Annotated in this window: 18 protein-coding genes and 1 tRNA gene; 11 read left to right on the top strand and 8 right to left on the bottom strand. The window is 51.8% G+C overall.

The annotated features are described in order from the left end of the window. Nucleotides 1-74: 74 nt before the first annotated feature. The 4 genes from cybB to pepA form a co-directional block, all read right to left on the bottom strand. Nucleotides 75-620 (bottom strand): cytochrome b561, encoded by a 546-nt coding sequence (cybB, locus tag QZH36_RS08360; protein ID WP_253457995.1) that lies wholly within the window; start codon nucleotides 618-620, stop codon nucleotides 75-77. Nucleotides 621-775: 155 nt separating this feature from the next. Continuing rightward, nucleotides 776-3,631: a valine--tRNA ligase gene (locus QZH36_RS08365; protein ID WP_301729965.1), complete on the bottom strand. Its 2,856-nt coding sequence runs from the start codon at nucleotides 3,629-3,631 to the stop codon at nucleotides 776-778. A gap of 5 nt (nucleotides 3,632-3,636) precedes the next feature. Further along, nucleotides 3,637-4,095, bottom strand: a complete 459-nt coding sequence (locus QZH36_RS08370) for a DNA polymerase III subunit chi (protein ID WP_253458001.1) — start codon at nucleotides 4,093-4,095, stop codon at nucleotides 3,637-3,639. 3 nt (nucleotides 4,096-4,098) lie between these two features. Next, complete coding sequence (gene pepA, locus QZH36_RS08375) at nucleotides 4,099-5,607, bottom strand: leucyl aminopeptidase (RefSeq protein ID WP_253458004.1); 1,509 nt, start codon at nucleotides 5,605-5,607, stop codon at nucleotides 4,099-4,101. A gap of 290 nt (nucleotides 5,608-5,897) precedes the next feature. Between pepA and lptF the strand changes: the two genes are divergently transcribed. From lptF to QZH36_RS08395, 4 genes are all read left to right on the top strand, one after another. Further along, nucleotides 5,898-6,998: an LPS export ABC transporter permease LptF gene (gene lptF, locus QZH36_RS08380; protein WP_253458008.1), complete on the top strand. Its 1,101-nt coding sequence runs from the start codon at nucleotides 5,898-5,900 to the stop codon at nucleotides 6,996-6,998. Next, a complete protein-coding gene (gene lptG / locus QZH36_RS08385; protein ID WP_301729966.1) occupies nucleotides 6,998-8,074 on the top strand; it encodes an LPS export ABC transporter permease LptG in 1,077 nt (358 codons plus the stop codon). Before lptF ends, lptG begins: the two co-directional genes overlap by 1 nt. A gap of 850 nt (nucleotides 8,075-8,924) precedes the next feature. Further along, complete coding sequence (locus tag QZH36_RS08390) at nucleotides 8,925-9,332, top strand: YsnF/AvaK domain-containing protein (protein ID WP_253458017.1); 408 nt, start codon at nucleotides 8,925-8,927, stop codon at nucleotides 9,330-9,332. 22 nt (nucleotides 9,333-9,354) lie between these two features. Continuing rightward, the gene (locus QZH36_RS08395) at nucleotides 9,355-10,395 is read left to right on the top strand and encodes a YsnF/AvaK domain-containing protein (RefSeq protein ID WP_253458032.1); all 1,041 of its coding nucleotides are present in this window, start codon (nucleotides 9,355-9,357) and stop codon (nucleotides 10,393-10,395) included. Between the two features lie 66 nt (nucleotides 10,396-10,461). Here QZH36_RS08395 and QZH36_RS08400 read toward each other — a convergent pair whose 3' ends face one another. Together QZH36_RS08400 and QZH36_RS08405 are read right to left on the bottom strand one after the other, a co-directional pair. Then, on the bottom strand, nucleotides 10,462-11,739 hold the full coding sequence (locus tag QZH36_RS08400) for a DUF445 domain-containing protein (RefSeq protein ID WP_253458035.1): 1,278 nt from the start codon (nucleotides 11,737-11,739) through the stop codon (nucleotides 10,462-10,464). Nucleotides 11,740-11,801: 62 nt separating this feature from the next. Then, the gene (locus tag QZH36_RS08405) at nucleotides 11,802-13,334 is read right to left on the bottom strand and encodes a hypothetical protein (RefSeq protein ID WP_253458038.1); all 1,533 of its coding nucleotides are present in this window, start codon (nucleotides 13,332-13,334) and stop codon (nucleotides 11,802-11,804) included. Nucleotides 13,335-13,493: 159 nt separating this feature from the next. Here QZH36_RS08405 and QZH36_RS21380 point away from each other — a divergent pair, with 159 nt between their 5' ends. Together QZH36_RS21380 and QZH36_RS21385 are read left to right on the top strand one after the other, a co-directional pair. Beyond that, on the top strand, nucleotides 13,494-13,844 hold the full coding sequence (locus tag QZH36_RS21380) for a LysE family transporter (RefSeq protein ID WP_367652767.1): 351 nt from the start codon (nucleotides 13,494-13,496) through the stop codon (nucleotides 13,842-13,844). Nucleotides 13,845-13,861: 17 nt separating this feature from the next. Then, entirely contained in the window at nucleotides 13,862-14,113 is a 252-nt protein-coding gene (locus QZH36_RS21385) for a LysE family transporter (protein ID WP_367652769.1), read from the top strand. A gap of 882 nt (nucleotides 14,114-14,995) precedes the next feature. On the opposite strand, the gene QZH36_RS08415 is transcribed toward QZH36_RS21385, so the two are convergent. Together QZH36_RS08415 and QZH36_RS08420 are read right to left on the bottom strand one after the other, a co-directional pair. Further along, a complete protein-coding gene (locus tag QZH36_RS08415) occupies nucleotides 14,996-15,502 on the bottom strand; it encodes a YjjA family protein (RefSeq protein ID WP_253458044.1) in 507 nt (168 codons plus the stop codon). A gap of 704 nt (nucleotides 15,503-16,206) precedes the next feature. After that, nucleotides 16,207-16,614 carry a hypothetical protein gene (locus QZH36_RS08420; RefSeq protein WP_253458047.1) on the bottom strand — a complete coding sequence of 136 codons (408 nt, stop codon included), beginning with the start codon at nucleotides 16,612-16,614 and terminating at the stop codon, nucleotides 16,207-16,209. A gap of 305 nt (nucleotides 16,615-16,919) precedes the next feature. Between QZH36_RS08420 and QZH36_RS08425 the strand changes: the two genes are divergently transcribed. The 5 genes from QZH36_RS08425 (at nucleotide 16,920) to dptH (ending at nucleotide 26,601) form a co-directional block, all read left to right on the top strand. Then, nucleotides 16,920-17,004: transfer RNA gene (locus QZH36_RS08425), tRNA-Leu, on the top strand. Between the two features lie 186 nt (nucleotides 17,005-17,190). Further along, nucleotides 17,191-18,492, top strand: coding sequence for a tyrosine-type recombinase/integrase (locus QZH36_RS08430; RefSeq protein ID WP_301729967.1), 1,302 nt, complete (start codon nucleotides 17,191-17,193; stop codon nucleotides 18,490-18,492). Nucleotides 18,493-18,618: 126 nt separating this feature from the next. Further along, a complete protein-coding gene (gene dptF / locus QZH36_RS08435) occupies nucleotides 18,619-20,217 on the top strand; it encodes a DNA phosphorothioation-dependent restriction protein DptF (RefSeq protein ID WP_301729968.1) in 1,599 nt (532 codons plus the stop codon). Beyond that, nucleotides 20,217-21,572: a DNA phosphorothioation-dependent restriction protein DptG gene (dptG, locus tag QZH36_RS08440; protein ID WP_160832649.1), complete on the top strand. Its 1,356-nt coding sequence runs from the start codon at nucleotides 20,217-20,219 to the stop codon at nucleotides 21,570-21,572. Before dptF ends, dptG begins: the two co-directional genes overlap by 1 nt. Further along, on the top strand, nucleotides 21,553-26,601 hold the full coding sequence (dptH, locus tag QZH36_RS08445; RefSeq protein ID WP_301729970.1) for a DNA phosphorothioation-dependent restriction protein DptH: 5,049 nt from the start codon (nucleotides 21,553-21,555) through the stop codon (nucleotides 26,599-26,601). The genes dptG and dptH overlap by 20 nt, the downstream gene beginning before the upstream one ends. Nucleotides 26,602-26,612: the final 11 nt, after the last annotated feature.

Here is a 26,612-nt window from a genome sequence, read left to right on the forward strand (position 1 = left end):
AAAGGGAAACCTGGCCGGGAAAATAAGAGTGGGAAAGCAGGCGGTGATGGCGGCAGCGCAGGCCAAAGCCGCCTTTACGGCTTTGTGGCGCGCCGCGCGGGCATCATGCGCGCCAGCGTATCATCTTTCAGAAAATAGTGATGGAAGAGGGCGGCCAGCGCGTGCAGGCCAATCAGCCAGTAGCCAAGCGGCGCCAGCGTCTCGTGCCAGTGGATAAGCGTTCGCGCCAGCGCCGGATCGGGATTTGCAGATACCGGCATAGTCGCGCCAAACAGCCACCACTGCCGTCCGGAGAGATAGCGCGAAGAGAGGCCCAGCAGCGGCAGCACGATAAACAAGGCGTACAGCGTGGCGTGCACCAGGTGTGAAAGCCCTTTTTGCCAGCTCGCTATCGGCGGCGCAATAGCCGGGCTGCGATGGCGAAAGCGCAGAAAGATACGTGCCAGCATCACCAGCAGTACGCCAAACCCTGCGCTGAAGTGCGTAATAATCATGGCGAACCCTTGCCAGGAACCGCGCTGGGCAAAGCCCCGCAGTTCAATGGTGGCGTAGGCAACGGTGAGCAGGAGCACGGTCAGCCAGTGGAGCGCGATCTGCGGCCTGGCGTAGTTGTCAGACATGGTTTTATCCGTAAAAAATAACAGACCGTTAATGTATCACCGCTTTCTTAAAGATTTGTTTGGCTGCGTTTTTTAACGCATAAAAAAACGCTCCGTAAACAGGCTACGGAGCGTTCAGTATTAACGGCGCGGTTAACGCCGTCCGGCTGGCATGGTTACAGCGCGGCGATAACGGCCTGCTGCTCGATCAGCTTGAGCTTAGCCTGCTCGAACTCGGCCATGCGCTCACGCTCTTTCGCCACCACGGCTTCCGGCGCGCGCGAGACAAAGCCTTCGTTGGAAAGCTTGCCTTCGATCTTGCCGATTTCCACTTCCAGCTTGCTGACTTCTTTCGCCAGACGCTCCAGCTCGGCGGTTTTATCCACCAGGCCAGCCATTGGGATCAGCAGCTCCGCGCCGTCGATGATCTTGGTGACCGATACCGGTCCTTTCTCGCCGGCGGTCAGGCAGGTCAGGCTGTCCAGACGCGCCAGCGATTTCAGGAAGTTATGGTTGTCGGTCACGCGACGTACCACGTCAGCGCTTGCGCCGCGCAGCAGCACATCCAGCGGTTTGGACGGCGACAGGTTCATCTCGGCGCGAATATTACGCACCGCGACAATCGCCTGCTTCAGCCATTCGGTATCGCTCAGCGCCGCCTCATCCACCTTCGCCTCTTCAAATTCCGGCATCGGTTGCAGCATGATAGTGTCGTCGCTGATGTTCTTCAGCACTTTCACCTGCTGCCAGATGGTTTCGGTAATAAACGGAATAATCGGGTGCGCCAGGCGCAGCAGCGCTTCCAGAACCACCACCAGCGTATTGCGGGTGCCGCGCAGCTGGGCTTCAGAACCGCCGTTCATCACCGGCTTGGTCAGCTCCAGATACCAGTCGCAGAACTGGTTCCAGGTGAACTCATACAGGATGTTGGCGGCGATATCGAAGCGGTAGCTGTCCAGCGCGCCACGGTAAGCCTTCACCGTCTGGTTGAATTCGGCAAGGATCCAGCGATCCGCCAGCGACAGCTCCAGCTCGCCGCCGTTAAAGCCGCAGTCCTGCTCCTGAGTGTTCATCAGCACAAAACGGCTGGCGTTCCACAGCTTGTTACAGAAGTTGCGGTAGCCTTCCAGGCGCTTCATATCCCAGTTGATATCACGACCGGTAGAGGCCAGCGCCGCCAGCGTAAAGCGCAACGCGTCGGTGCCGTGCGGTTCGATACCGTTCGGGAACTGCTTCTCGGTGCGCTTGCGGATTTTCTCCGCCAGCTGCGGCTGCATCATATTGCCGGTGCGTTTCTCCAGCAGATCTTCCAGCGAAATGCCGTCAACCATATCCAGCGGATCGATGACGTTGCCTTTCGACTTGGACATCTTCTGGCCTTCTTCGTCGCGGATCAGACCCGTCATATAAACGGTCTTGAACGGCACCTGCGGCTTGCCGTCTTCATCTTTGATAAAGTGCATGGTCAGCATGATCATGCGGGCAATCCAGAAGAAGATGATGTCGAAGCCGCTGACCAGCACGCTGGTCGGATGGAAGGTGCTCAGATCCGGCGTTTTTTCCGGCCAGCCCAGCGTGGAGAACGTCCACAGCCCGGATGAGAACCAGGTATCCAGCACGTCTTCGTCCTGGTTCAGCGCTACATCCGCGCCCAGGTTGTTTTCCGCGCGCACTTCTTCTTCGGTGCGGCCGACGTAGACGTTGCCTTCGGCATCGTACCAGGCCGGAATACGGTGTCCCCACCACAGCTGACGGGAAATACACCAGTCCTGAATATCACGCATCCAGGAGAAGTACATGTTCTCGTACTGCTTAGGCACAAACTGAATATCGCCCTGCTCAACGGCTTCCACCGCGACTTTTGCCAGCGGCGCGGTACGCACGTACCACTGGTCGGTCAGCATTGGCTCGATCACCACGCCGCCGCGATCGCCGTAAGGCACGGTCAGGTCGTGCGGTTTGATTTCTTCGAGCAGGCCAAGCGCATCTACGGCGGCAACAATGGCTTTACGCGCGGCAAAACGCTCCAGCTTCTGGAACTCTGCCGGAATGTCGCTGCTGTAAACGTCAGACTCTTCGCCGTTGGTGTCATAAACCTGAGCGGCTTCACGGATGTCGCCATCAAAGGTCAGGATGTTGATCATCGGCAGCTGGTGACGACGGCCCACTTCATAGTCGTTGAAATCGTGCGCTGGCGTGATTTTCACGCAGCCGGTGCCTTTTTCCATGTCGGCGTGCTCGTCGCCCACGATCGGAATGCGGCGGTTGACCAGCGGCAGCACGACAAATTTACCAATCAGATCTTTATAGCGTGGATCTTCCGGGTTAACGGCTACGCCGGTATCGCCCAGCACCGTTTCAGGACGGGTCGTGGCCACCACCAGGTAATCTTTGCCGTCAGCGGTTTTCGCGCCGTCCGCCAGCGGATAGCGGATATGCCACATAGAGCCTTTGGACTCGCGGTTTTCCACTTCCAGATCGGAGATAGCGGTGCGCAGTTTCGGATCCCAGTTCACCAGGCGTTTGCCACGGTAAATCAGGTTCTCTTTGTAGAGGCGCACAAATACTTCTTTGACCGCGTTGGAAAGGCCGTCGTCCATGGTGAAGCGCTCGCGCTCCCAGTCCACGGAGTTGCCCAGACGGCGCATCTGACGGGTAATGGTGCCGCCGGATTCCGCCTTCCACTGCCAGATTTTTTCGATAAAGGCGTCGCGACCGTAGTCTTTACGCGTTTTCCCTTCTTCAGCGGCGATTTTGCGCTCCACTACCATCTGCGTGGCGATGCCCGCGTGGTCCGTGCCCGCCTGCCACAGGGTGTTTTTTCCCTGCATACGCTGGTAGCGGATCATGGTATCCATGATGGTTTGCTGAAACGCATGACCCATATGCAAGCTACCGGTGACGTTCGGCGGCGGGATCATGATGCAGAAGCTTTCCTGGCTGGTGTCGCCGTTTGGCTTAAAGTAGCCCTGCTGTTCCCAGTGCTCGTAGAGCGGCTGTTCGATATCTTGCGGGTTATATGTCTTTTCCATTTCTGCTATGTCGTTGGGGGCACGGGCGGCGTGGCCGTATTCAAGTGGAATCCGACGCTGCGATAGGCTTTATAGCGATCGCGCGCCAGCTGTTTCAATTCTTCTTCGTAAGGCACGAAGTCTATCACTTCCTGGAAAGCGGTGGCAAAATCTGCGAACTGCGGCAGCAGGCTGATCAGCAGATCTCTTGGCGCGTTGCCGCGGCGCTGCGGCCAGGCCAGCTCGACCGGCGCGCCGTATTTCGGCCCTTCGCCCGCCAGATTGTGCGGCACAAAGGCGCTGGCCGGACGGCGCCACAGCGCTTCATCCAGGCGGATCGCCTGCGCTTCATCTTCGCAGGCGACCAGCACGCGCTTTCCCTCGCGCCAGCGCGTTTCCGCCAGCTCGCAGACCAGCGCTTCCAGCGCGCTGAGCCCGTCAACCGGCGTATCGCTTTCCAGCAAATAGAAGGTGGCGTTTTTCATGATTTAGTCGTCGCCGTTCAGACCGGCGCGGTTCAGCAGGAACTGCGACAGCAGGGCGACCGGACGACCGGTAGCGCCTTTGGCCTTGCCGGAGCGCCATGCCGTACCGGCGATATCCAGATGTGCCCAGTTATATTTGCGCGTAAAGCGAGCCAGGAAGCAGGCTGCGGTGATTGCGCCGCCGGGACGGCCGCCGATGTTTGCCATATCCGCAAAGTTAGAATCCAGCTGCTCCTGATATTCGTCGGCCATCGGCAGACGCCAGGCGCGGTCGCCCGCCTGTTCAGAAGCGCCGATCAGCTCGTGCGCCAGCGGGTTATGGTTCGACAGCAGGCCGCTGACGTGATGGCCCAGCGCAATCACGCAGGCGCCGGTCAGCGTCGCCACGTCGATAACCACGTCCGGATCGAAACGTTCGACGTAGGTCAGCGCGTCGCACAGCACCAGACGGCCTTCCGCATCGGTATTCAGCACTTCAACGGTCTGGCCGGACATGGTGGTCAGCACGTCGCCGGGACGATAGGCGCGGCCGCCAGGCATGTTTTCACAGCCCGCCAGCACGCCAACCACGTTCAGCGGTAGTTTCAGCTCGGCCACCATGCGCATCACGCCGTAAACGGAGGCCGCGCCGCACATATCATATTTCATCTCGTCCATGGCTTCGCCAGGCTTAATCGAGATGCCGCCTGAGTCAAAGGTCACGCCTTTGCCGACCAGCACGATAGGACGGCTGTCCGCGTCCGGGTTACCTTTGTATTCGATCACCGACATCAGCGATTCGTTCTGCGAACCGGCGCCGACGGCGAGATAGGCATTCATGCCCAGCTCTTTCATTTGCTGTTCGCCAATCACGCGCGTGGTGACGTTGCTCCAGCCGTCCGCCAGCTGGCGCGCCTGAGAGGCAAGATAGGCGGCGTTGCAGATGTTCGGCGGCATATTGCCGAGATCCTTGGCGGCTTTGACGCCGGCGGCCACGGCCAGGCCGTGCTGGATGGCGCGCTCGCCGCTGGTCAGCTCGCGACGGGTCGGCACATTAAACACCATTTTACGCAGCGGGCGACGCGGTTCGACTTTGTTGCTTTTCAGCTGATCGAAGCTGTAAAGCGTCTCTTTCGAGGTTTCCACCGCCTGGCGGACTTTCCAGTAAGTGTTGCGGCCTTTCACGTGCAGTTCAGTCAGGAAGCAGACCGCTTCCATCGAGCCGGTATCGTTCAGGGTGTTAATTGTCTTCTGGATCACCTGCTTGTACTGACGTTCGTCCAGCTCGCGCTCTTTGCCGCAGCCGATCAGTAAAATGCGCTCGGAGAGAATATTCGGCACATGATGCAGCAGCAGCGTCTGGCCGACTTTTCCTTCCAGCTCGCCGCGACGCAGCAGGGCGCTGATGTAGCCGTCGCTGATTTTATCCAGCTGTTCAGCAATGGGTGACAGCCTGCGCGGCTCAAACACGCCTACCACAATGCAGGCACTGCGCTGCTTTTCCGGGCTACCGCTTTTTACACTGAACTCCATGCACTCTCCTGAATCTTAAAGACAACGGCGCTTGCTGCGGCTAGAATATAGCGCTTGTTAACCGCATAATGCCGGGGCAACGCGCCGTGTAGCGTTACGGGCGTCAGATTTTGTTCGGGTGATGCCCCTTAGGAATAATCGGGTAAACGTTTTTTTTTGCATCACCGGAACGCGATTATTGTCATACTAGTTTAGCTACGACCGAGGCCATTGATGAGAAAAAATGGCGTATAAGCGATGAAACTATCGATTTTCCTGCAAAAAGACAAGTTTTCACAGGCGTATTCAGCGTGATTATCATTAGATATCTGGTAAGAGAGACGCTCAAAAGCCAGCTGGCTATCCTCTTTATTCTGCTACTGATCTTCTTTTGTCAGAAGTTAGTCAGGATCCTGGGAGCCGCGGCGGATGGCGAAATTCCCACAAATTTAGTTCTGACACTGTTAGGCCTTGGCGTTTCAGAGATGGCGCAGCTCATTTTGCCGTTAAGCCTCTTTTTAGCCATTTTGATGACGCTTGGCCGTCTGTACACCGAGAGTGAAATCACCGTGATGCACGCCTGCGGCCTGAGCAAGGCCGTATTGGTGAAGGCGGCGATGGTGCTGATGCTGTTTACCGCAGTGGTCGCCGCGGCGAACGTCGCCTGGCTTGGCCCGTGGTCGGCGCGCTATCAGAATGAGGTGACGAAGAACGCTAAGGCTAACCCTGGCGCGGCGGCGCTGGCTGCCGGGCAGTTCCAGCAGTCGGGCGACGGTCAGTCGGTGCTGTTTATCGAAAACGTGAAGGGCAACAATTTCGGTAACGTCTTCCTGGCGCAGCTGCGGCCTAAAGGCAACGCGCGTCCTTCTGTCGTGATGGCGGATAAAGGCCATATGACGCAGCGCGCCGACGGCTCGCAGATAGTGACGCTGGATAAAGGCACGCGCTTTGAAGGCACGGCGCTGCTGCGTGACTTCCGCATTACCGATTTCCAGAACTATCAGGCCATCGTCGGGCATCAGGAAGTGCTGCTGGATCCCAACGACGCCGAGCAGATGAACTTCAGCGCGCTGCGCCATTCCGACAGGCCGGAGTTCCGCAGCGAGCTGCACTGGCGCTTTACGCTGGTGTTCTCGGTGCTGGTGATGGCGCTGATGGTGGTGCCGCTCAGCGTGGTGAACCCGCGCCAGGGCCGCGTGCTTTCTATGCTTCCCGCGATGCTGCTGTATCTGGTGTTCTTCCTGCTGCAAAGCTCGCTGCGCTCCAGCGGCTCGAAAGGACGTCTCGATCCGGCTATCTGGATGTGGGTGGTGAACCTCTCCTATCTGGCGCTGGCGATCCTTCTTAACCTGTGGGATACGGTGCCGATGCGCCGTCTGCGCGCCCGCTTCACCCGGGGAGGATCGGTCTGATGTTTGGCGTTCTCGACAGATATATCGGTAAAACGATTTTCAACACCATTATGGCGACGCTGTTTATGCTGGTGTCGCTCTCCGGCATCATTAAGTTTGTCGATCAGCTGCGCAAAACCGGACAGGGCGACTACACCGTGGTCGGCGCCGGGCTTTACACTATCCTCAGCGTGCCAAAAGATATTGAGATCTTCTTCCCTATGGCCGCGCTGCTGGGCGCGCTGCTGGGCCTGGGCACGCTGGCGCAGCGCAGCGAGCTGGTGGTGATGCAGGCTTCCGGCTTCACCCGGATGCAGATTGCCGCTTCGGTGATGAAAACGGCGATCCCGCTGGTGCTGCTGACCATGGCTATCGGCGAGTTCGTGGCGCCGCAGGGCGAGCAGATGGCGCGTAACTATCGTGCGCAGCAGCTGCTGGGCGGTTCGCTGCTCTCCACGCAGAACGGGCTGTGGGCGAAGGATGGCGATAACTTTATCTTTATCGAACGCCTGAAGGACAACAGCGAGCTGGGCGGCATCAGTATCTACAACTTTAACAAGGAGCGTCGTTTACAGACGGTGCGCTATGCGGCTTCTGCCAAATACAACACGGACAAAAAGCAGTGGGATCTGTCGGAAGTGGACGAGTCTAATCTGACCAATCCGCAGCAGGTTACGGGCAGCCAGACGCTGACCGGCGAATGGAAAACCTCGCTGACGCCGGACAAGCTGGGCGTGGTGGCGCTGGATCCGGACGCGTTGTCGATTAGCGGGCTGTATAACTACACCAAATACCTTAAGCAGAGCGGACAGGTTGCGGGCCGCTATCAGCTGAATATGTGGAGCAAGATCTTCCAGCCGCTGTCGGTGGCGGTGATGATGCTGATGGCGCTGTCGTTTATTTTTGGGCCGCTGCGCAGCGTCTCGATGGGGATGCGCGTGGTCACGGGCATCAGCTTCGGCTTCCTGTTTTACGTGCTGGATCAGATCTTCGGGCCGCTCAGCCTGGTATATAACATTCCGCCAGTGCTTGGCGCGCTGCTGCCAAGCGCCGCCTTTATGGCTATCAGCGTCTATATGCTGCTGAAGCGCCGTTAACGCTCCCGGCCGCAGGTGCTCCGCCTGCGGCCACGGTTCAGCCCCGCTTTTTATCCGCTTTTCTGCCTGCCAGCCGTCGTAGCTATCCAGTGGACTTTTCTTTGCACCAGCCGTCGTAGCCTTTTAGCCTCTTTTATCTGCACGACAGATATCCTGGCTCTTCCGCCGCCTTATCCTTTCTGGCAGCCGTCGTAGCTTTCCTGGCGGTTTTTCTTCACAGCAGCCGTCGTGGCTCTTCGGCCGCTTTATCCTTTCTGTCAGCTGTCGCATCTTTCCTGGCGATTTTTTTCACACCAGCCGTCGTGGCTGTTCAGCCGCTTTTTCAGTGCGTCAGCCGTTGTGGCTTTGTGGCTGTTTTTTCCTTTCAACGGGCGCCATCGCTGCTCGCTTTCGCTGGCCTTAACGCTTTACCGGCTGCTTTCTGCCTGCCGTTTTGCGCTTTCCGCTGGCAGCGTGCTGCGCCTTTCGTCAGTTTTGTCATCTCTGCGCGGCCCGTGGTCCATAAACATTGCCCAGACAGCGGCGTGCAGCAGCCTTCAGTACCGGCACCGCAAAAGAGAGGCGTACGTATTATTTACCAGTATTTTTATGCTGTTAGAAAGAAGGGGTTGCCACTTATATAAGTAGCGTGCGCGCAAGGCAATATAAAGCAGAAAAAGTTCAATCAATATTTAAAAATAGTTAATGTATATATAATTAAATCGCTTACAAAATCTGTTACATTTTGCCGCTTAATTGGGGAGGCAGTCTTGAAACAGTCTACTACTATTAATGGCGTGTGCAACAAAACGTGGCGCCGGATAAGAAGATTTTTTAGTCTGTGGGGCTTTAAATCTCAGGAGTTAATTTTATGGGAAATAAAAACGCGCCGCTTACTGAAAAAGTCAAAGAGGCCGTCTCGATGCCGCTTGCTGAAGAGCAGGCTACCATCTCTAAGCAGCGCAAGGTTCACAGTCGGATTAGTCTGACGCGCTCTACGCAACAGGTAGAGAAATTACTGGAAACCGAGCTAACGCATGAGCATGTTGAAATCGAGCACGTTCCTATGAATTATCAGGTTGCCGATGATTATTCTGCTGAGATCCGTCAGGAAGGGGATGTTTTTATTATTCCCGTGATTGAAGAGCAGGTAGAAATAATCACTAAGCGGGTGCTTAAGGAAGAAATTCATATTCATAAGCATACCAGTAAAGAAGAGTTTCAGCAGAAAGTCACTCTGCGTAACCAGGAAGTAAAAATTACGAAGCAGAAACTTTAAACCTATTAACGAGGATCTATTTATGTCACATGAAAAAATCGTCACCGCATTTAATGAAGTTTCACAGGCGGAAGCGGCAAAACAGAAATTGATCGTCGAAGGTATTGCAGAGAAAAACATCGATATCATCTCCGGGGAAAGATTACGCGTAGAAGATAAAGAAATCCGTCATCCAAGCTTCTGGCAGCGCCTGTTTGGCGATGACGTTGATGATGATTACGCAAGCGAATACAGCAAGGCTATCCGTTCAGGCGGTGTGCTGCTGACGGTTCGCGCTCCGAAAGATGAAGCTGACCACATTGAACAGGAGTTGAGCGCCTTTGCCGCCGACTACTCTTCACTGAGCCATACGGATCGCGACCCGATTAACCGTAACTATGCGGGTGAAACCAACGATCGCGGCCTGCTTACCGGTGACCAGACGGGTGCGCTGAATACCACCACCGCGCCGCTGTCCAATACCGGCACCACCGGCACGCTGGCAGACGATACGCTGCTTAACGAACGCGATTCGCTGCGTAACGAACAGGATTCACTGCTTAATCGTGACCGTACCGACCTTGCCGTTTCTGAAACCGACCGCGATTCGCTGAAGCTGGCGGAAGAGCAGGTGGATATCGGCAAACGCCAGATTAATGATGGTTCCGTACGCCTGCGTCGTTTCACCGTAGAAGATGAAGTCTCGGAAGATGTTTCGCTGTACGACCAGCACGCAGAAGTCTTCCGTCACGCGGTGGATGAGCCAGCCTATCTGAACGACGTGGACTGGTCAGAAAAAACCATCGAAGTTGAGGAATCTCATGAGATCCCAACCGTTGCGAAAACCGCGCGTATTAAAGAAGAAGTGGGCCTGCGCGGCGAAGAGACCGCTCGCGTCGAAACCGTGAAAGACAGCGTGCGTCGTCAGGAAGTGGAGGTTGAGCATACCAATGAAAATCGTACGCACAACACCAACGCCCTTAAAAACGACGTAACCCGCACCGAGACCAACCTGCGGGAAAACGAGCTGACCGACGACAAGCTGGCACCGAATAAACTGACCGATGCCGACAAGAAGTACTAATCGCTAAACTGACAACGTTTTAGTGAAAGGCATGTAAGCCCGCGTCGAAAGACGCGGGCTTTGTCGTTATAGCAGCGCCGGAAGCTGCGACAGCAGCCACAGCAGCAGGCCAATTACGCCGCCCACCACCGTGCCGTTGATACGGATGCGCTGCAAATCCTTGCCGATATTTAACTCTACCTGGTGCGACATATCTTTCGCATCCCAGCTTTTCACCGTATCGCTGATATGACGGCTTAAAAAGTCCGAGAACTCTGGTGCAACGCTTATCGCCGCCTCTTCCATATGCTGATTCAGCGACGCCCGCAGCTGCGCATCCTGGGTTAAGGTTTCGCCCAGCCACTGTGCGGAAGCGCTGACTTTGCCGTGCAGCACCGAGTCTTCTTTATCCAGATCCTGCTTCAGCCAGCTGCGTAAATCGCCCCATAGCTGCGCGATATAGCTGTTCAGCGTCTCGTCCTGCTTCAGATAGGTTTTGATCTCTTCCGCTTTCAGCTGCATCTCCGGATCGCTGCGCAGCCGCTCGATCAGACGCTGTACCGCACGATTGAAGCCCTGACGCAGCTCGTGCGCGCCGTCCTGCTCTATATCGTTAAGGATCGATTTCACCGCGTTGGCCGCCAGCTCGGCACTTTTTTCACCTACCCATTCCGTCGGCAGCATCTTCTCTTTAATAGGATGCTCGCGCTTCAGCCAGCGCATCACCTGCTGCGCAATAAACTCGTGCGTGCCTGGCTTGTTGATCAGATGCAGCAGCTGGCTGATAGCGTCGTCCAGCAGTGCCTGATGACGATTGTTTTTGGTCAGGCTCTCCAGCACCAGCGCCGCCGACTGCGTCAGATCGACCTTATCAATAGCCTTGTGGATAGCGCGCCGCATAAACGCCTGGATACGCGAGTCGTCAGCCAGATCGAGAAAGCCGCGCACGACTTTCAGCAAATAGCCGCTGATGCGGGCGGCGTTAGCCGGTTCGCTCAGCCAGCGGGCGATGATCTGCGCCGGATCGTGACGGCGGATTAACGTCAGCAGCGAATCGGTGTTCAGGAACTTATCCTGCACGAACAGCGCCAAATTATCGGCAATGCGATCCTTGTTGCGCGGCACAATCGCGGTATGGCGGCCAACCAGCGGGATCGGCACGCGCCTGAACAGCGCACTGACCGCGAACCAGTCCGCCAGCGCGCCGACCATCGCCGCTTCCGACACGGCTTTTAAAGCGCCGATCCACAGGTTCGTCGGTCGCCAGAGGGGATAAAGCACGGTGGCGATAAACAGCAGCGCCGCGAAGCATAACAGCAGCAGCGGCAGACGTTTGGCTTGCGCCAGTTCGGTTTCTTTATTCATAAAAGCTTGCCTGCTCCCGGGCGGATTTAGCAAAAATTAAACGAGGCGGTTCTGGTCGGGCCTCAGTATAGCTCTTCAATGGGATCGGTTTTCCAGGTGTAGTTGCTTAACTGCCAGCTGTTAAAATCGACGAGGAAATGCGCCTGTTCGCCGTTGACGATATCGGTGACGATGCCTTCGTGTACGCTACCGGTTTTCTCCCGCCAGCTGGCAATCAGCGCCGGCTGGCCCGCTTTTTCCTCCACGCGCAGCCAGACGCGATCCAGAATCTCATCACCCTGCGCTTTGCGGCCGTCGGCGAGGATCAGTTGGGTGGTGGCCGCTGGCGTCATCATCAGCGTGGTTACCCACAGGCCGCGATCGGTTGTCTGGAAAAAATCACTGACTTTTTGCAGGCGGCCCGCGGTCAGCGGCTGCGCTTTGACGATGGCGTCCACCAGCGCAGCGTTGCCGAACAGACTTTCCGGCTGCTTAACGGCGCTGCTGGTTTTATCCAGAGAGAAGTGGAGATAGGGTTTGCCGTTGCTAAAATCGGAAAGGGCCAGCTGCAAACCCTTATCCATTTGCGTGGAGATAAATCGCGCCAGCGCGGGAACATCCGGCGCGGCAGCTTTCAGCCCGTGTTCGATGCGGGCGAAAATCAGCGAAGGATAATAACCAGACCAAACATAGCTTTCCTGCTGCTGCTGTGCCTGCTGCTGCCGACGCAGCTCGGCGATCAGCTTATCGATCTCAGGGCCGTCGGCGCCGATATCGATCAGGTAGCTGGCCAGCTCAACACGGTTACGGGGTGACTTAAAGGTGTTCAGGTTCGCTTCGGCAAACTGGCGCGCGCGTTGCTCGTCAAACTGCCGCACGTTGGTGAAAGCATCGGTCAGAATACTTTCGTCATAGCGGCCACTGCGATCGTCCAGCATTTGCAGCGTCAACGGATAAAGCGAGCGTTCCGCTTTCATCGCCTCCAGCACAGCCACTTTTTTATCATTGTTGAATGCATTGTTACCGAGGATATCGGCAATCTTTTTGCCCGTGTCATCCGCCATTACCCGACCAAATATGCCCCGGCTGGCGATAATCAGATGCAACGCGTCTCTGAACTGATAGTCGTCGGAGGCGGGATTGAGGATGATGGCCATCAGGCGCTGTGTTTCAGCCGCGTTAAGATGGGGCTGGCTGCCGCCGCCACGGGCATTGTCTCTGGCAAAGCGCAGCGTCAGCGAGTCGAGCAGGGCGCTGGTGCGCAGCTCATCCATAACCCGATAACCGCCGCTGTTTTCATCGTCAAAGCGCAGCCAGCCGTTCACTTTATCGGTAACGATAGCCGTCATTTTGCTGCTTACGCCGGAGATACCGACAAAGCCCGCCAGCGTCAGCACGGTAGCGAAAACGGCGAACATGCCCAAAATCCATTTGCGGGTGTTATCCAGCACCGACAGGGTTTTGTTGATGGCGCTTTCGGTGATTTTTGCTTCAGCGTTATCAATTTTGTCGCTGACCTGTTGCAGCAGGCGAAGGTTTTCTTCGCGCAGCTTTTCCAGCTCGGCCTTGTGCTGCTGCGTATCCCGCTCTATCAGCAGCTTCGTTAGATCATGCATCGTTTTCTCACTACAGAAAAAGTTAACTGTTGGCGGTTAACGATAATGCAGGCTGGTGCCCGGAGATGCAAACCGTCGCGCTGTGGAGAAAAGTACATAGCGAAGGTGGCAGCCGCAGCAAACTTCTGTAATTTATTAATTTTGCGGCGAGGAAAAAAGATGGATGCGAACATTATTGCAGTAGCCACGATTGGCGGCGCGCTGGCGCTGGGTGCCATGAGCCCTGGCCCGAGTTTTATTATGGTGGCACGTACGGCGGTGGCGTCTTCGCGACGTGCAGGCATGGGCGCGGCGCTGGGAATGGGCACCGGCTCGATAGTGATTTCATTAATTGCGCTAATGGGCCTGCATACGCTGCTGGCGGCGGTGCCGTGGCTGTGGCTGGTGCTGAAGACCGGCGGAGGGCTTTATCTACTGTGGATGGCGTTTAAGATGTTCCGCCACGCGCGTGAGCCGCTGCATATGGAGAACAGCGGCAGCATGGGAAAAGCTTCCGCCGTGCCTTTTTAACTGCTTTTATTACGCAAATCAGTAACCCTAAAACGGCGGTGGTGTTTGCCGGGATTTTTGCCGCGCTGCTGCCGAGCCACATTACGCCAGCGATGTACGTGGCGCTGCCGGTGGTGTCGATGCTGGTGGATGGCCTGTGGTATGCCTTTGTGGCCTGGGCGCTGTCCTCCAGCGGGCCGCGTAATACCTATTTGCGCTATAAGGCGACGTTCGACCGTATCGGCGGCAGCGTGATGGCCGCGCTGGGCATTAAGCTGATAGTGAAATAGGCAAGGCGGGGACTTCGAAGGCCGGAGGCGTGTATGGAAGAAGCGGTTTGCTGTGGGCCGCGTTTTTGTGTGAGGAGTTTGTGTGGGGAGCGTGTTTAGAAACGGAGACGGGGCGAATTTTTGTGGCGCGGAGAGTGCGTCAGGAAAAGGGGCGGATTTCTGTAGTGCACAGAGCGCTCTGTAAGAAAAGGGCCTGCTTTCTGTAGTGCCTGGAGCGCTCTGTAAGAAAAGGGCCTGCTTTCTGCGGTGTATGGAGCGCTCTGTAAGAAAAGAGCCTGTTTTCTGTGAAATCGGGGAATGTGCCGGGAACCCGATCGGATCGTAAAGACGCAAAAAGCGTCGTCCCTGACAGCTCGGCCTGCGCCGTCCATGGCGCAGGACGCTTTACTAACCCGCTCGTGTTCCCGCCACTTCAGGTTTTAGCGTGGCCTGTAGGATTGATCGGGGGACGGCTGTGGCTTTGGTGTGGTTTATAAGTTTGGTCAGTGGGCTGTTGTGGCTTTGACGTGGTTTATAAGCCTGGTCTTTGGGCTATTGTGACTTTGACGCGGCCTGAAAGTCTGGCTGGTGAACGGTTGTGGGTTTGATGTGGTTTATAAGTGAGGCCGCTTTGGCTTTTGGCATTGTCTGCAAGCGGGAACGTTCGGCATTGTCTGCAAGGGTAGCTAGTGTTCTGCTGTAGCTTCGGTCTGGTTTACGAGCGTAACCAGGGGACGGCTGTGATTTTGGCGTGGTGAATGAGTCGCTGTAGCTTTTGGGCTGAAGTAAGGAGCAGCTTCTGCTTTGAGCACGACAGGACGCTTTCGCTAATCGGTTGATCTGTCTGTGCAGAGAGTGGAGGCATCTGCACCGTCCTTGGCGCAGAGGCTTGGTGATAATGGCCTAGGAGATAAACTGCTTGCTTTGTTTCAACACCAGATCGCAGGCTTTGGTTTTCACCTTCTTGCCTAATTCGGTGTTACCCAGGCTTTTCAGGTTTACCTGCTGATCGCTGCCGGTATTCAGCAAGCCCATCAGACCTTGTTTATAGTCGGTGGTTTCCTGTGCTTTCGCCGTGTCGGTCAGGCCCAGCTTGCTCAGCAGCTGATCCTTTACGGAACTCACATTGTTATTTACCACGTTGTTCTGCACGCAGTACTGCAACACGCCTGCGGCATTGGTCATGCTGTTAGCGCTGAGCTGCTGATTGCCGCCGTTCAGCAGGCCGGCCAGTGCACCCAGCGACATACCGTTATTCTGCGTGGTAGTTGATGCAGAGTTAGCATTGTTCTGGCTCAGCGTGTTGGCAGCATTGCTGAGCTGATCCTGCCAGCTTGCGGCCGAAGCCACGCCAGCGAACAGGGAAGATGAAACCGTTAATGCCAACGCTATCTTGGTTGTTGCTTTCATTTTTATACCTTCTTTAAATTGTCCGGCACGACCTGTTCCCGGCGCGCGCCGATCTCCACAGTGGGACTGTGGGATTAGCCTGGAGTTCCGTATCGGGCGACAGCCCGGCTCGGCAAACCCGGCTTTAAGAGTAGTCCTGGAGCTGCTTATTCAGTAAGGCGCTCCGTCTTTATGTTGAAACTGCGGTTTGCCATCTTCTGTCATGACTAACTGTAGGTCGTCATCAGGATAGCTGACGCTGTCGCCAGCGGAACCTCCAGATAATGTACTTCCTCGCTGCCTGGATTCATCATCTGATGCGCATTGCCCGTTCCCGCTTTAAAACAGTACACATACCGGGTGCCAGTTTCGTTTCGCCAGCGATCGGCACCGGGTGCCCGGAAAGGATATAGATAAACTCATCCTGCTTTGTATGCGAATGCCGCAGCGCCGACAGCCGCCAGGCAAAATGCGCGTAAGGTTAACGCCAAAGTTGCTAAGGCCAATCGCCAGGGCGATGCTTGATGTGTTGGTCGGCAAGTGCCGCAAAAGGCTGCGGATAAAGGGAAGGGCTGGTTACGGGAGTAGCTTCTGCTGCGGTGACAGCTGTGGGTAGGCTAAGAAAGGAGGAGTCGTGAGGTCGGAAGATTTGGAAGCGGCGGTCATAAAGTTTCCTTGTGACGATGATAAAAGCCAGGATAGACGTCAATACCGATAAGCCGCTTTCAGAAAGGTGAGGATGTCAGATAAATAGTGGTCGAGTAGCTGGCCACGTTAGTGAAACGATAGACGTCTCCCTTAACAGAGAGATGGATGGCGCTGCTGTTTATCTGCATTTTGACGCTTTCGTCAGAGGTAGACAAAAATGACTTATATTTATCGCCCGCCTGTTTTAAGAAATCGCTTTCCGCTACCTCAGAAGGAACGAGATAATATTGATAAACGTTTTTTGTAGTAGCGCCAGCGCTGCCTTCCGTTACGTACAGCGTAGTAGTAGAGTTGATCTGTTGCCGCTGTATAACTGACTCTTCGAAAGGCGAAAAATTCGCTACCTTCAGAATGCCGTATGCGACGATCGCCAGTAGTAATACCGCTATAACATACCGCTTCTTAAAATCCCGTGCGCTTCGCATAGTCTATCCCTGCTCTTATCCATGTTTGATCCTGGGGCTTCGCCGTATAGGGCGGGGCGGGGCGGGTAGTCCCGTTTCCTTGTATGAACGTGCGGTTAAAATCATAAGGAGAGTGTATTTATTGTGCCGTGGTGAGTAAATGAGCAGTTGTGGCAAAATACGTGATATAGCCTGAACGTTGCTTGAACGGCAAGGAAAGGGTAGCGCGACGTTTTTTTAAGCAGTTGCGCATTTGCCTGCTGATAGGGGTTGCGGAAACAGGGGGTAAAGGTATAATCCACAACGTTTTCCGCATACCCTTCAGTGCCGAAGTGGCGAAATCGGTAGACGCAGTTGATTCAAAATCAACCGCCGCAAGGCGTGCCGGTTCGATTCCGGCCTTCGGCACCATCGGAACATCAATAGACGTCAACGGACGTCTTTTTTTGTGCCTGAAATCCAGTATTTACCCATCATTCCCGCTATATTAACTCTCTCAAGGTCAACCGACTTCAAAGTACATCTACCAACAGATGTTGGTACAGATGATGGTATTTTCGGTTCGATAATGCTTGTACCAACAGGGAGGGGATAAGCATGGCTCTAACAGATATCAAAGTCAGAACAGCCAAGCCAATGGATAAGCAATATAAGCTGACCGATGGCAACGGTATGCATCTTCTCGTCCATCCTAATGGTTCTAAGTACTGGCGTTTGCAGTACCGTTTTGACGGCAAGCAAAAGATGCTGGCACTTGGGGTATATCCTGAAATCACATTGGCGGATGCTAGATCACGCCGCGACGAAGCGCGTAAGCTGTTGGCGAATGGCGTCGATCCAGGAGACAAAAAGAAAAGTGATAAGGTTGAGCAGAGAAAAGCCCATACTTTTAAAGAGGTGGCGATTGAGTGGCATAGCACCAATAAAAAGTGGTCTGAAGATCATGCCCATCGTGTGCTAAAAAGCCTGGAAGATAATCTCTTCGCAGAGCTCGGGGAGCGTAATATCACGGAATTAAAGACTCGCGATTTATTAGCACCTATTAAAGCCGTGGAGATGTCTGGACGTCTTGAGGTTGCTGCCCGTCTTCAACAGCGAACCACAGCAATCATGCGTTATTCTGTGCAGAGTGGATTGATTGATTATAACCCCGCTCAGGAGATGGCTGGGGCAGTTGCTTCTGGAAACAGGCAACATCGTCCGGCACTGGAGTTAAAGCGCATCCCTGAGTTACTTGAGAAAATAGATGGCTATACCGGCAGGCCGCTAACCTGCTGGGCAACAGAACTTACTTTGCTTATCTTTATTCGCTCCAGTGAGCTGCGTTTTGCTCGCTGGTCAGAGATAGATTTTAAAACGTCAATGTGGACAATCCCGCCGGAACGAGAGCCTATTCCTGGAGTGAAACATTCTCATCGCGGTTCAAAAATGCGCACACCGCATCTGGTTCCGCTTTCTAAGCAGGCATTGGCGATCCTGAAACAGATAAAACAGTTTTGTGGGGAGCACGAGCTGATTTTCATTGGCGATCACGACCCGCGTAAACCCATGAGTGAAAACACGGTTAACAGTGCCCTACGGGTTATGGGTTACGACACTAAAGCTGAGGTTTGCGGTCACGGCTTTCGTACAATGGCCTGTAGTTCGTTAATTGAGTCAGGGCTATGGTCGAAGGATGCGGTTGAAAGGCAGATGAGCCATATGGAACGCAATTCGGTGCGGGCGGCGTATATCCATAAAGCGGAACATCTGGATGAGCGCAAGTTGATGTTGCAGTGGTGGGCTGATTTTCTGGATACGAACCGGGAGAAAGGGATTACGCCGTTTGACTATGCGAAGATCAACCGGGGAGCAGGTCACTGGAGGAACATATCAAAAACAGGCAGATACACAATTTAAATTACAGTCTCTTTCATCGATTTTTGTCCATTATGATGACACTCTATATTCGTATTGAAATCACAGTAATACAGTGCATTTTTTAGTAATATTTAACCTATTGATTATTTCAAGGAATAATGACCGTTGAAATTTGCACAAGCTCTCAGCATTCTCTCAAAGTCTTCACCGTATGCGGTCAGTACCGAGAGAGAGCACTATCAAGATCACCTCGTTGGATTCAAGAGATACATATACATCACGACAGATATAGAAGCGGATTTTAAAAAAGCACTCCTATCTGCTAAGTCCAATCAAGTCATCTTCCTATGCGGAAGTAGTGGTGATGGCAAGTCTGAGATCTTGACGCAGTACAGCCAAAAGCACAAAGTGACTCATGACTTCCATTTGGATGCGACTCACAGCTTCAATCCAAGCCAGACAGCCATTCAAGCTCTTGATCAAAGATTCACCCAGTTCAAGCAAAGTCATAAACCACTTGTTGTGGGTATTAACGTTGGTATGCTCGGCAATTATGCAGAAGAAGGTTCCAAAGAGCATTGCGACATCAAAAAGGTGCTCAGAGACTTTCTCTCTCGTAAGCGATCAGCAATTCCAAAGCAGTACGTATTCTTGGATTTTGAAGACTATCCAAAATTCACCTTCAATGCTGAGGGCTGTGCATCAGACTTTGCAGAAAAATTTCTAAAAAGATTGACAGCACAAACGCTTGAGAATCCTTTCTATGCGCTTTATGACAAAGAGCTCAAATCTCTAGGTCATACTCGCCTGACGGCAAACTATGCGCTGCTGAGTCGCCCTTCAGTTCAGGAATCTCTGATCGGCTTATTACTCAAAGCCCGTCTTATCAAAGATCAGTTCCTCACGGCCCGAGCGTTACTGGATTTCATTTTCCAGTTGCTCGCGGCGGATGGCTACTTGTTCGACAACTTGTTTGCAGGCAGTGATAACGAGCTGTTATCCCGTATACAGGGTTTTGACCCAAGTAATCTGCACACGCGCACTGTCGATGAGTTTGTGCTTCAGCATGAGCTGGGCATTGAAGATGAGCGTTTCAATGCGTTTAGATCTAAAATTAACGAGCTTGGTTTTTACGAGGTAACCAAAGCAACGTCTTTTCTTCGCCTTTTCTATTTGCTTCGGGGTGACAAAGAGCTCAGCAATGAGTTTGTAACGCCTATCCAAAACGAGTTCACAAACAATCTGGTAGAAACCTATGCATCTGTCTGGATGCGACATCGTGATTTCGATGGTTCAGGAAAGATGCGCAAACTGCTTGGCAGTTTCTACAAAGAAACGCTGATCGCAGCGCTTCACCGCTATTGTAATCGTCATGCCCCAACACTCGACAAAGACGAGTATTTAGTTTCTGAGCTTAATGGCTACAAAACGGCGGTGTCTCTTGAAGTTAAGGCCGATTTTTCAGCAATACAAAACAGTACACTCGAAAAAATAGGCACCTTCAATGTGTATCTGAAAGTCGATGAACAATCGCTTAAGCCAATGCCAATTAGCGTCAAACTACTTGAGCTTTTGGTCAAGATTGGGCAGGGGTATCGCCCTAACAAGCACGACAAAAATGCTGTTTTGTTACTTGATGAAGCATTGGAACAGATGCTGACAGTAGCTAAGCAAAAAGAGACCTTTTTTATTCTCAAGGGTGATAAGCGCTACAAAATCGTGAAAGAAGAAAGTGACTATTTTGAAGTGAGTGGTATGCACTAATGACGACCGATAATTTCACATTACCGATAAAGGCCGGTTTGCCACAAACGGTAGCTGATAAGTTCCAAAATAAGAATACGTTGAGCAGTTACATTCCCATTCGTACGCAAGGCAATGATTTTGACTGGTCATCAGTCGTGGGCTTAGTCCTGCGTGGATTACTTTGTAAAAAAATAGAAAAATACAATTACCAAGATTTTACTGCGGATTGCAAAAACAACTTACAAAACAAATTGGGTGAAGAGGAATTTTGGAGTGTACTTGAAGATATGTATTTCACTAATGAAAATATATTCTCGGTAACCCCTGAGTTTCTGTTGTTTAAGAGCCAGAAGAGTCAAGATAACAAGTACACGCGCGACATGCGAATGGCATCCTTGTTTATTAACTTACTTCAAGGACAGCAAATTGAACGATTTGAATCTAACTTGAACTTCCTCGAAGAGGAGTTTCTTAAAACGCTTTTAGACAAAACAAAGTCAGATCGTGACAAGGACTTCCAAGTGACCGAGTCACCATATTTGCCCTATATAGCAGAGGCGTTTAAACGTGACCTCGAGTTTTTAACTGGTTATCCGAAATACCTGTTGGATGAGTTCGAGCGTTTCTTGGCATTCTATGGCTTTGCTTACACGGCTCAATTAAGCCTATCGTTGTCGGATTGGAAAACAGGTGAAGCCCCAACCGCGAAACCGCTGTATTTCATCATGGATCATGAGCGCGCCAGCAGTGAACGTATCCATATCAAAAAGCACGGTTACAAGCTTTTTAGCGAATCGTCTTTCAAGCTGTTTCCCTTCCTCTCTATGCTGGAAAATCTTCAACCAAACCCAGAAAAATTAAAAAAACCTTTGTGGCAATTGGCAAAGGATATTAAGAGTTCAGAGCGGAGTGATCTAGCTGGGTATATTGAAAATTACGCAAAAATGTTTCGCCACAACAGAAAACTTGAAACAGCAATACCTGAAAAAGCAGAAACCGCAATTGATTGGTTGGAATATGCTTTGAAGCTTGCTGAAGAACAGTTCAGAGACCCTAAAACCGACCGTCCGGGGACTATCAAAAAATATATTAAAGCGGTTGAAGAAAACATGGCTACTGGCTTCGTGCAAGCTCGTGGTCGCTCTGGTCGGGTGTTAGTACTCACTCAAGACCACATTATTTTGCTTACTAACCTGGTGGTGGGTAAGGAAGAAAAGCTTCGCTTCCATGAGCTGATAATTGGCTTACAGCAAAGGGGGATTTTTGTTGATAAGCAGACAGAACAAGAGCTTATTAAGTTCTATGAGCGAATTGGCAACGTTGAACGCATGAGTGATAGTGGAGATGCAGTGTATGTGCGCAAAACAATTTGAATCGTTTCTGGTTGAGCAGTTTTTACTGCACGCGAAAGGAAACATCCGCGCAGGCTATCGCTACCAGTTTAACTCTCCTGACCATGCTAATAGTCAGCGACTTTTCGATGCGCTCTTAGCGCGAAAAGGAGGAGAGAGCGAAGCTCGCAATGGTGTAGCGCTGAGCTATTTAGACCTAGAAGACTGCAAAGTGGTGCCAGTGCTTCATAGCGAAGATGCGTGTGAAACGGGCTTTACCGAAAACTACATCTCTAATTTGCGTGACGAAATAGCAAGCCAGGAAGGTCCGTTGAAGGGCTGTGCACTGGTGGTGATTCACAATAGTCGCCTAGATACTCTCATCAACTCGGCGGAAGATCTTGGCCAGTCTGGCCAGGTGTGGAGTCCAGGGAAAATCAAATTCGCTCTTAGTGGCTTTATTGAGCAAGCTGACAAATCTCGAGACGTTTCGCTTTGCCTTTTGGACGACCAATTTGACGCGATTTTGGAAGATGGTGCGACCATGTTCGGTTTCGAGTCTTTATACAAGGCAGTTGAGGATGGCGAGCTGTGTTTCAGCGAGCTAGGCATGTTTGAGGATCCTTTTGTTGCTGAGTTATCGGGCAATAAAAAACAGATCAAACAGCGCCTAGAAGAAAACCGTACGCTTTACCAAGAGTTGTCGTTTGAAGTAGAGCATTTTGGTCAGCAACTCGAAGAAAGGCTGAAAGGCTTTAGTAGTAGGTTTATCAAAGAACATTTTTCTGACGATGGTTGGAAAGATGTGGAGTTTGAAACTTATCGAGAAGAGATCAAAAGGAATAAGATTCAGAACCTTAAGCATGAAGGTGAAGACGAGACCAATAATGCGCAAGTGATTGGTCGCTACCCAAAAGAAACTAAAGCAGGATTGCGTGACCGTCACTTGATTATTGCACTGGAAGAAGGGCAAAGTGAGTTTGAACTTAAACTGAGCTTTTCTGGCATCAGCGATTTAAGAAAAGAGCAGTTTAAAGTCTCGCCAGCGAATGCACTTGGCAAACAAGAAGTCATCAGCACGCGCCTAACTAGTAAAGGGGCAAACGCTACTCTAGCAGCTAGTTATGCCAATGAGCCTTTGTTTTTCACGCTAGCATTGAAGCGTGACAATACCTCTGAACACCATAACTTCCGTTGCTTGGTTGTCAGAAAAGGCGAGTTTCACCTCGAGGCATTCAAAAACATTTTCGCCGTTGAGCCTTCAAAAAAACGCCTTACCTTGAAAACGGTAGACAACAGCTTGGTTATTAACCCGGCGCTAACTGCAAACCGAAGCCTAGATGATGTCGGTGAAGTGGTTGACCGCGCAGAATTTGGTGTTGTCGATTTTGAATCTTTGGCCAACGAGTCAGAAGAAATCAGCTTTGTGGTGAAATCAGGTGATAATTCCCTGACATTTTATATTGAGGGTGAACAGGTAGAAAGCAGCCTGTCCTTGCCATTGCTGCTTAACCAATCTCGCTTCCACAAATTGTTTGACGATCACGTGTTTGGCGAGCTTTATCCGAGTAAAGACGTTGTCGCGATCGATCATAGTGAATTTCGCGTCATGGAGCCGCGCATTAGCCTACTTCGTTGGGAAGAGTGTTTCGTTCAGCAAAAGCAAGTCTACCTAGCGGAATCCAACAGCATGGCGTTGGAACAGTTAAGGTCTATTGATGACGGTCTTCACTCAGCATACCAAGCACTGTTTGACTATCTAGCGAGCCGACGAACAACTATTTCGTTGGTTTCGTGGGGGCCTATATTTAAGGCACTCGTGAAAGCGACCGTGGATGCATTCCTTGATTATTTCAACGCGATCCCAACTGGTGGCATGCTTACCAAAGAGCAAAAGCTTGTGATGCAAATCGGTTTGGTTCGCGAGAATGGTGAAGAATATTACTCGCCATTCCACCCAATGGTGTTGGCTTACTACTTAAATCTTTGTAATGAAATGCAAAAAGATGACAGCTTTGCTGACTTGCCAACTGTCACGTTCAATCGCTTGGGGCCAAGTGGACTGCTTCCGTATGTCTATCATCCCAAGCATGGGTTTGCCTACAACCAGCAAGTAACAGAAAACGGGTTTTGGGTTAAAAGTGTCCCTCACCAGAAAAGTTGTCTGAAGTTCGTTCGCAAGCTGGTTAAAGAAAAGATCAACGAGTTCCAAAAAGCGTTTCGCCACTTGTTTACCGGCTCAGAGAAGAGTGTGTTGGTGAATGCCGTGAATCAAGATCGTGCAGAAGAGTTATTCCTCGGTTTGGTTGACTATGTAAAAGATAACCTCGATAAAGCGGCATCAATTCATGTCAACCTCTACGATGATGAGCTGGTTTTCAATGCATTTGACCAGTTTGCAGAAACGTTCAATTACGAAGAATTAAAGTCTTGGTTGGAATTGGACCGAGAGAAAGTGCGAGAAAATGCCGACACCATTATCGATATTCTGCGAACCCGGCTAACTTACAGCAAGTTTACCAATGCTCAAAGTGAACGCGAAGGGCAAGCCTACTCGCACCTGTCTTTTTTCAGAAACAACGACAACGTGAAGTTAACGACCTTGAGCGTTGACGACATGCCTAGTGGTATTGCGTGTGATGGTCTGCTGACGGGCGACGCTTCTAAAAGTGATGAAGGCTCATACTTCACTGCATTTGGTTTGCAAAACGTTCAATATAGTAACCAACCACACTTGGAAATAGCGAAGTATGTTGGCTCGTTAATAGAACCAGCATTTAAGCCCAGCACACAATACACGGGGGCCAATGCTCCTGCTCTTGCGGTCAGTGAAGACTTTAAATCTCTGCTAACGCGCTCTTATGACAGCTCGATTTGGACCACCATCATCGACCCGAAAGTGACGCTAGACTTCTTCCACGCCAATCAATGTATCGTGCTTATTCATTATTCTGATCAGTACACCAGCTCAGCCAGCTACGATGCGATAACCGTGACGGCACAGCGTGGTTTGTTCGAAAGGGTGGTTGCACAAAGTGGCGGCAAGCAGATTAACGAGTTCAATGCCTTCAATGGTGATTGGCTACTGAAGATGTTGACTTGCAACGACACCATTCGCAAAGAGCGAACTGGCATTATCGGCGCCTATAAATTTGCGACGTGTCTGGTGCACCAATCTGATATCACCTGGGTTCCGCTCTCAGTTGGTGAAATGATCCGCGTGTCGGGTAACATCGGCCTGAAAATGACCGACAGTGACTTCTCACGCAATGTGCAGAGATATAAAAAAGGCGCGATTTCAGATGATATACTGCTGGTGGGCTTTAAAGAGGGTAACCTTTATTTGCTTCCTGTCGAAGTGAAAACAGGCTCCACGCCAGACTACAAAAAAGCAGTACAGCAAGCGAATGAGCTTCGCCGCTATCTAACAGAGCTTTTGAGCGACGAGACACTGGCGTCGAAGCTATACCGAGGCTTGTTTATCCGCCAAGTGTTGATGCAAATCGACAAATACCGTCTGTACAACGTATTCAGCAATGACTATTTCGAAGCCCTGCTGGCAGAGAAAGAAGAGTGGCTACGCGGTAACTACGCGATTGCGGAGCTTGAGAACTATCCAGCAGGTCTAGTGGTTAGCCACCTTGAAAGCGGAAGCTGTTTCGAACCTGGCTATAACATGCAGGATGGCGTGTTGAAGGTTGACCTTCCTATGTCTTTGCTGCCTTCACTGGTGCAACACCCACTTCAAGTATTAATGAACGAAAAGGACATCGCACAGATCTGCCATGTGCCGGCGGAGTATATGTTGGTGGGGCAGACAGCTTTGAAAAAAAGAGAGTCGCTCGTTCCATTAGACGTTGTGGTCGATAAGCCAGAGGATTTAAAACCGAACCTCCAAACAGAGGTGCCGTCAAAGTTAGCTGCAGAGCCAACCCCAGATTATGCGAGTGAATGCCGAGTTGAAATTGGTCAGAATACGCTTACCGGCGAAAAAGTTTTCTGGGAGTACGGGCACAAGGATTTAGCAAACCGTCACCTGATCATTTTTGGTAGCTCAGGGCAGGGTAAGACCTACTGTATACAAGGTTTGTTGATGAGCTTGGCCGATGCTCAAATTCGGTCGCTGGTGATTGATTATACAAACGGATTCTTGCCGAATCACCTTGAGCCGGAGTTTATTGAACGAACAAATCCTAAATCCAATATTCTTTGTAATGAGCCATTTGGTATGTCGCCATTTAGAGCTCAAAAGCAAGATTTTGGCGGGATTTTTCTCGAAGAGAAGCCTCATATGGTGGCTGGAAGGGTAGCCTCTGTTTTTAACAAGGTATATTCGACAATTGGCGAGCGCCAGATCGCAGTGCTCAATGAAGTGATTGAATCTGGTGTCCAACGATATGGTAGTGCTTATAGCTTACAGAATATGTTGGATGACCTAAACGAGGAAGAAACTGCAGGACCAGCACTTGCAAGCAAGCTGGCTCCTCTTGTTAAGTCTAACTTGTTTTCATCTGACAGTGATAAAAGTTGGAATGATGTGTTTGAGAGTGAACATCACCGCTCAACAATTATGCAACTTGCGTCGCTTAACCACGATATTTCAATGCTTTGTACTGAGTTTTTACTTTGGGATCTATACTCCTACGCATGTAGTTACGGTAGTAAGGAAAAACCGATTCCTATTGTATTGGATGAAGTGCAGAACCTCGATCATCGCCTGGAGAGCCCATTGGGCAAAATGTTAACGGAAGGACGCAAGTTTGGGGTATCCCTAATTCTGGCGACTCAAACGCTAAGTATGCTGCGTAAAGATGAGCAAGATCGTTTATTCCAGGCGTGTCACAAGCTGATTTTTGCACCAGCAAAAACAGAGACAAAGACGTACGCGAAAATTCTTGAACTGAGCATGCCAGGTACAAAGCAGGCTGAGTGGGAAAAGCAACTAGGAGACCTATCCAAAGGACAGTGTTTATCAGTTGGCTACCATTTGGATAACGGTCAGTTGAAGATGAGTGTTAAGAAAGTGAAGGTTTCCTCCATGTTATCCCGCCTGAACAATTCTAAGGGTTGAGCCTGGTAGGT

This window comes from Erwinia wuhanensis (assembly GCF_030484085.1).
In the GTDB taxonomy this organism is placed as follows: domain Bacteria; phylum Pseudomonadota; class Gammaproteobacteria; order Enterobacterales; family Enterobacteriaceae; genus Erwinia; species Erwinia aeris.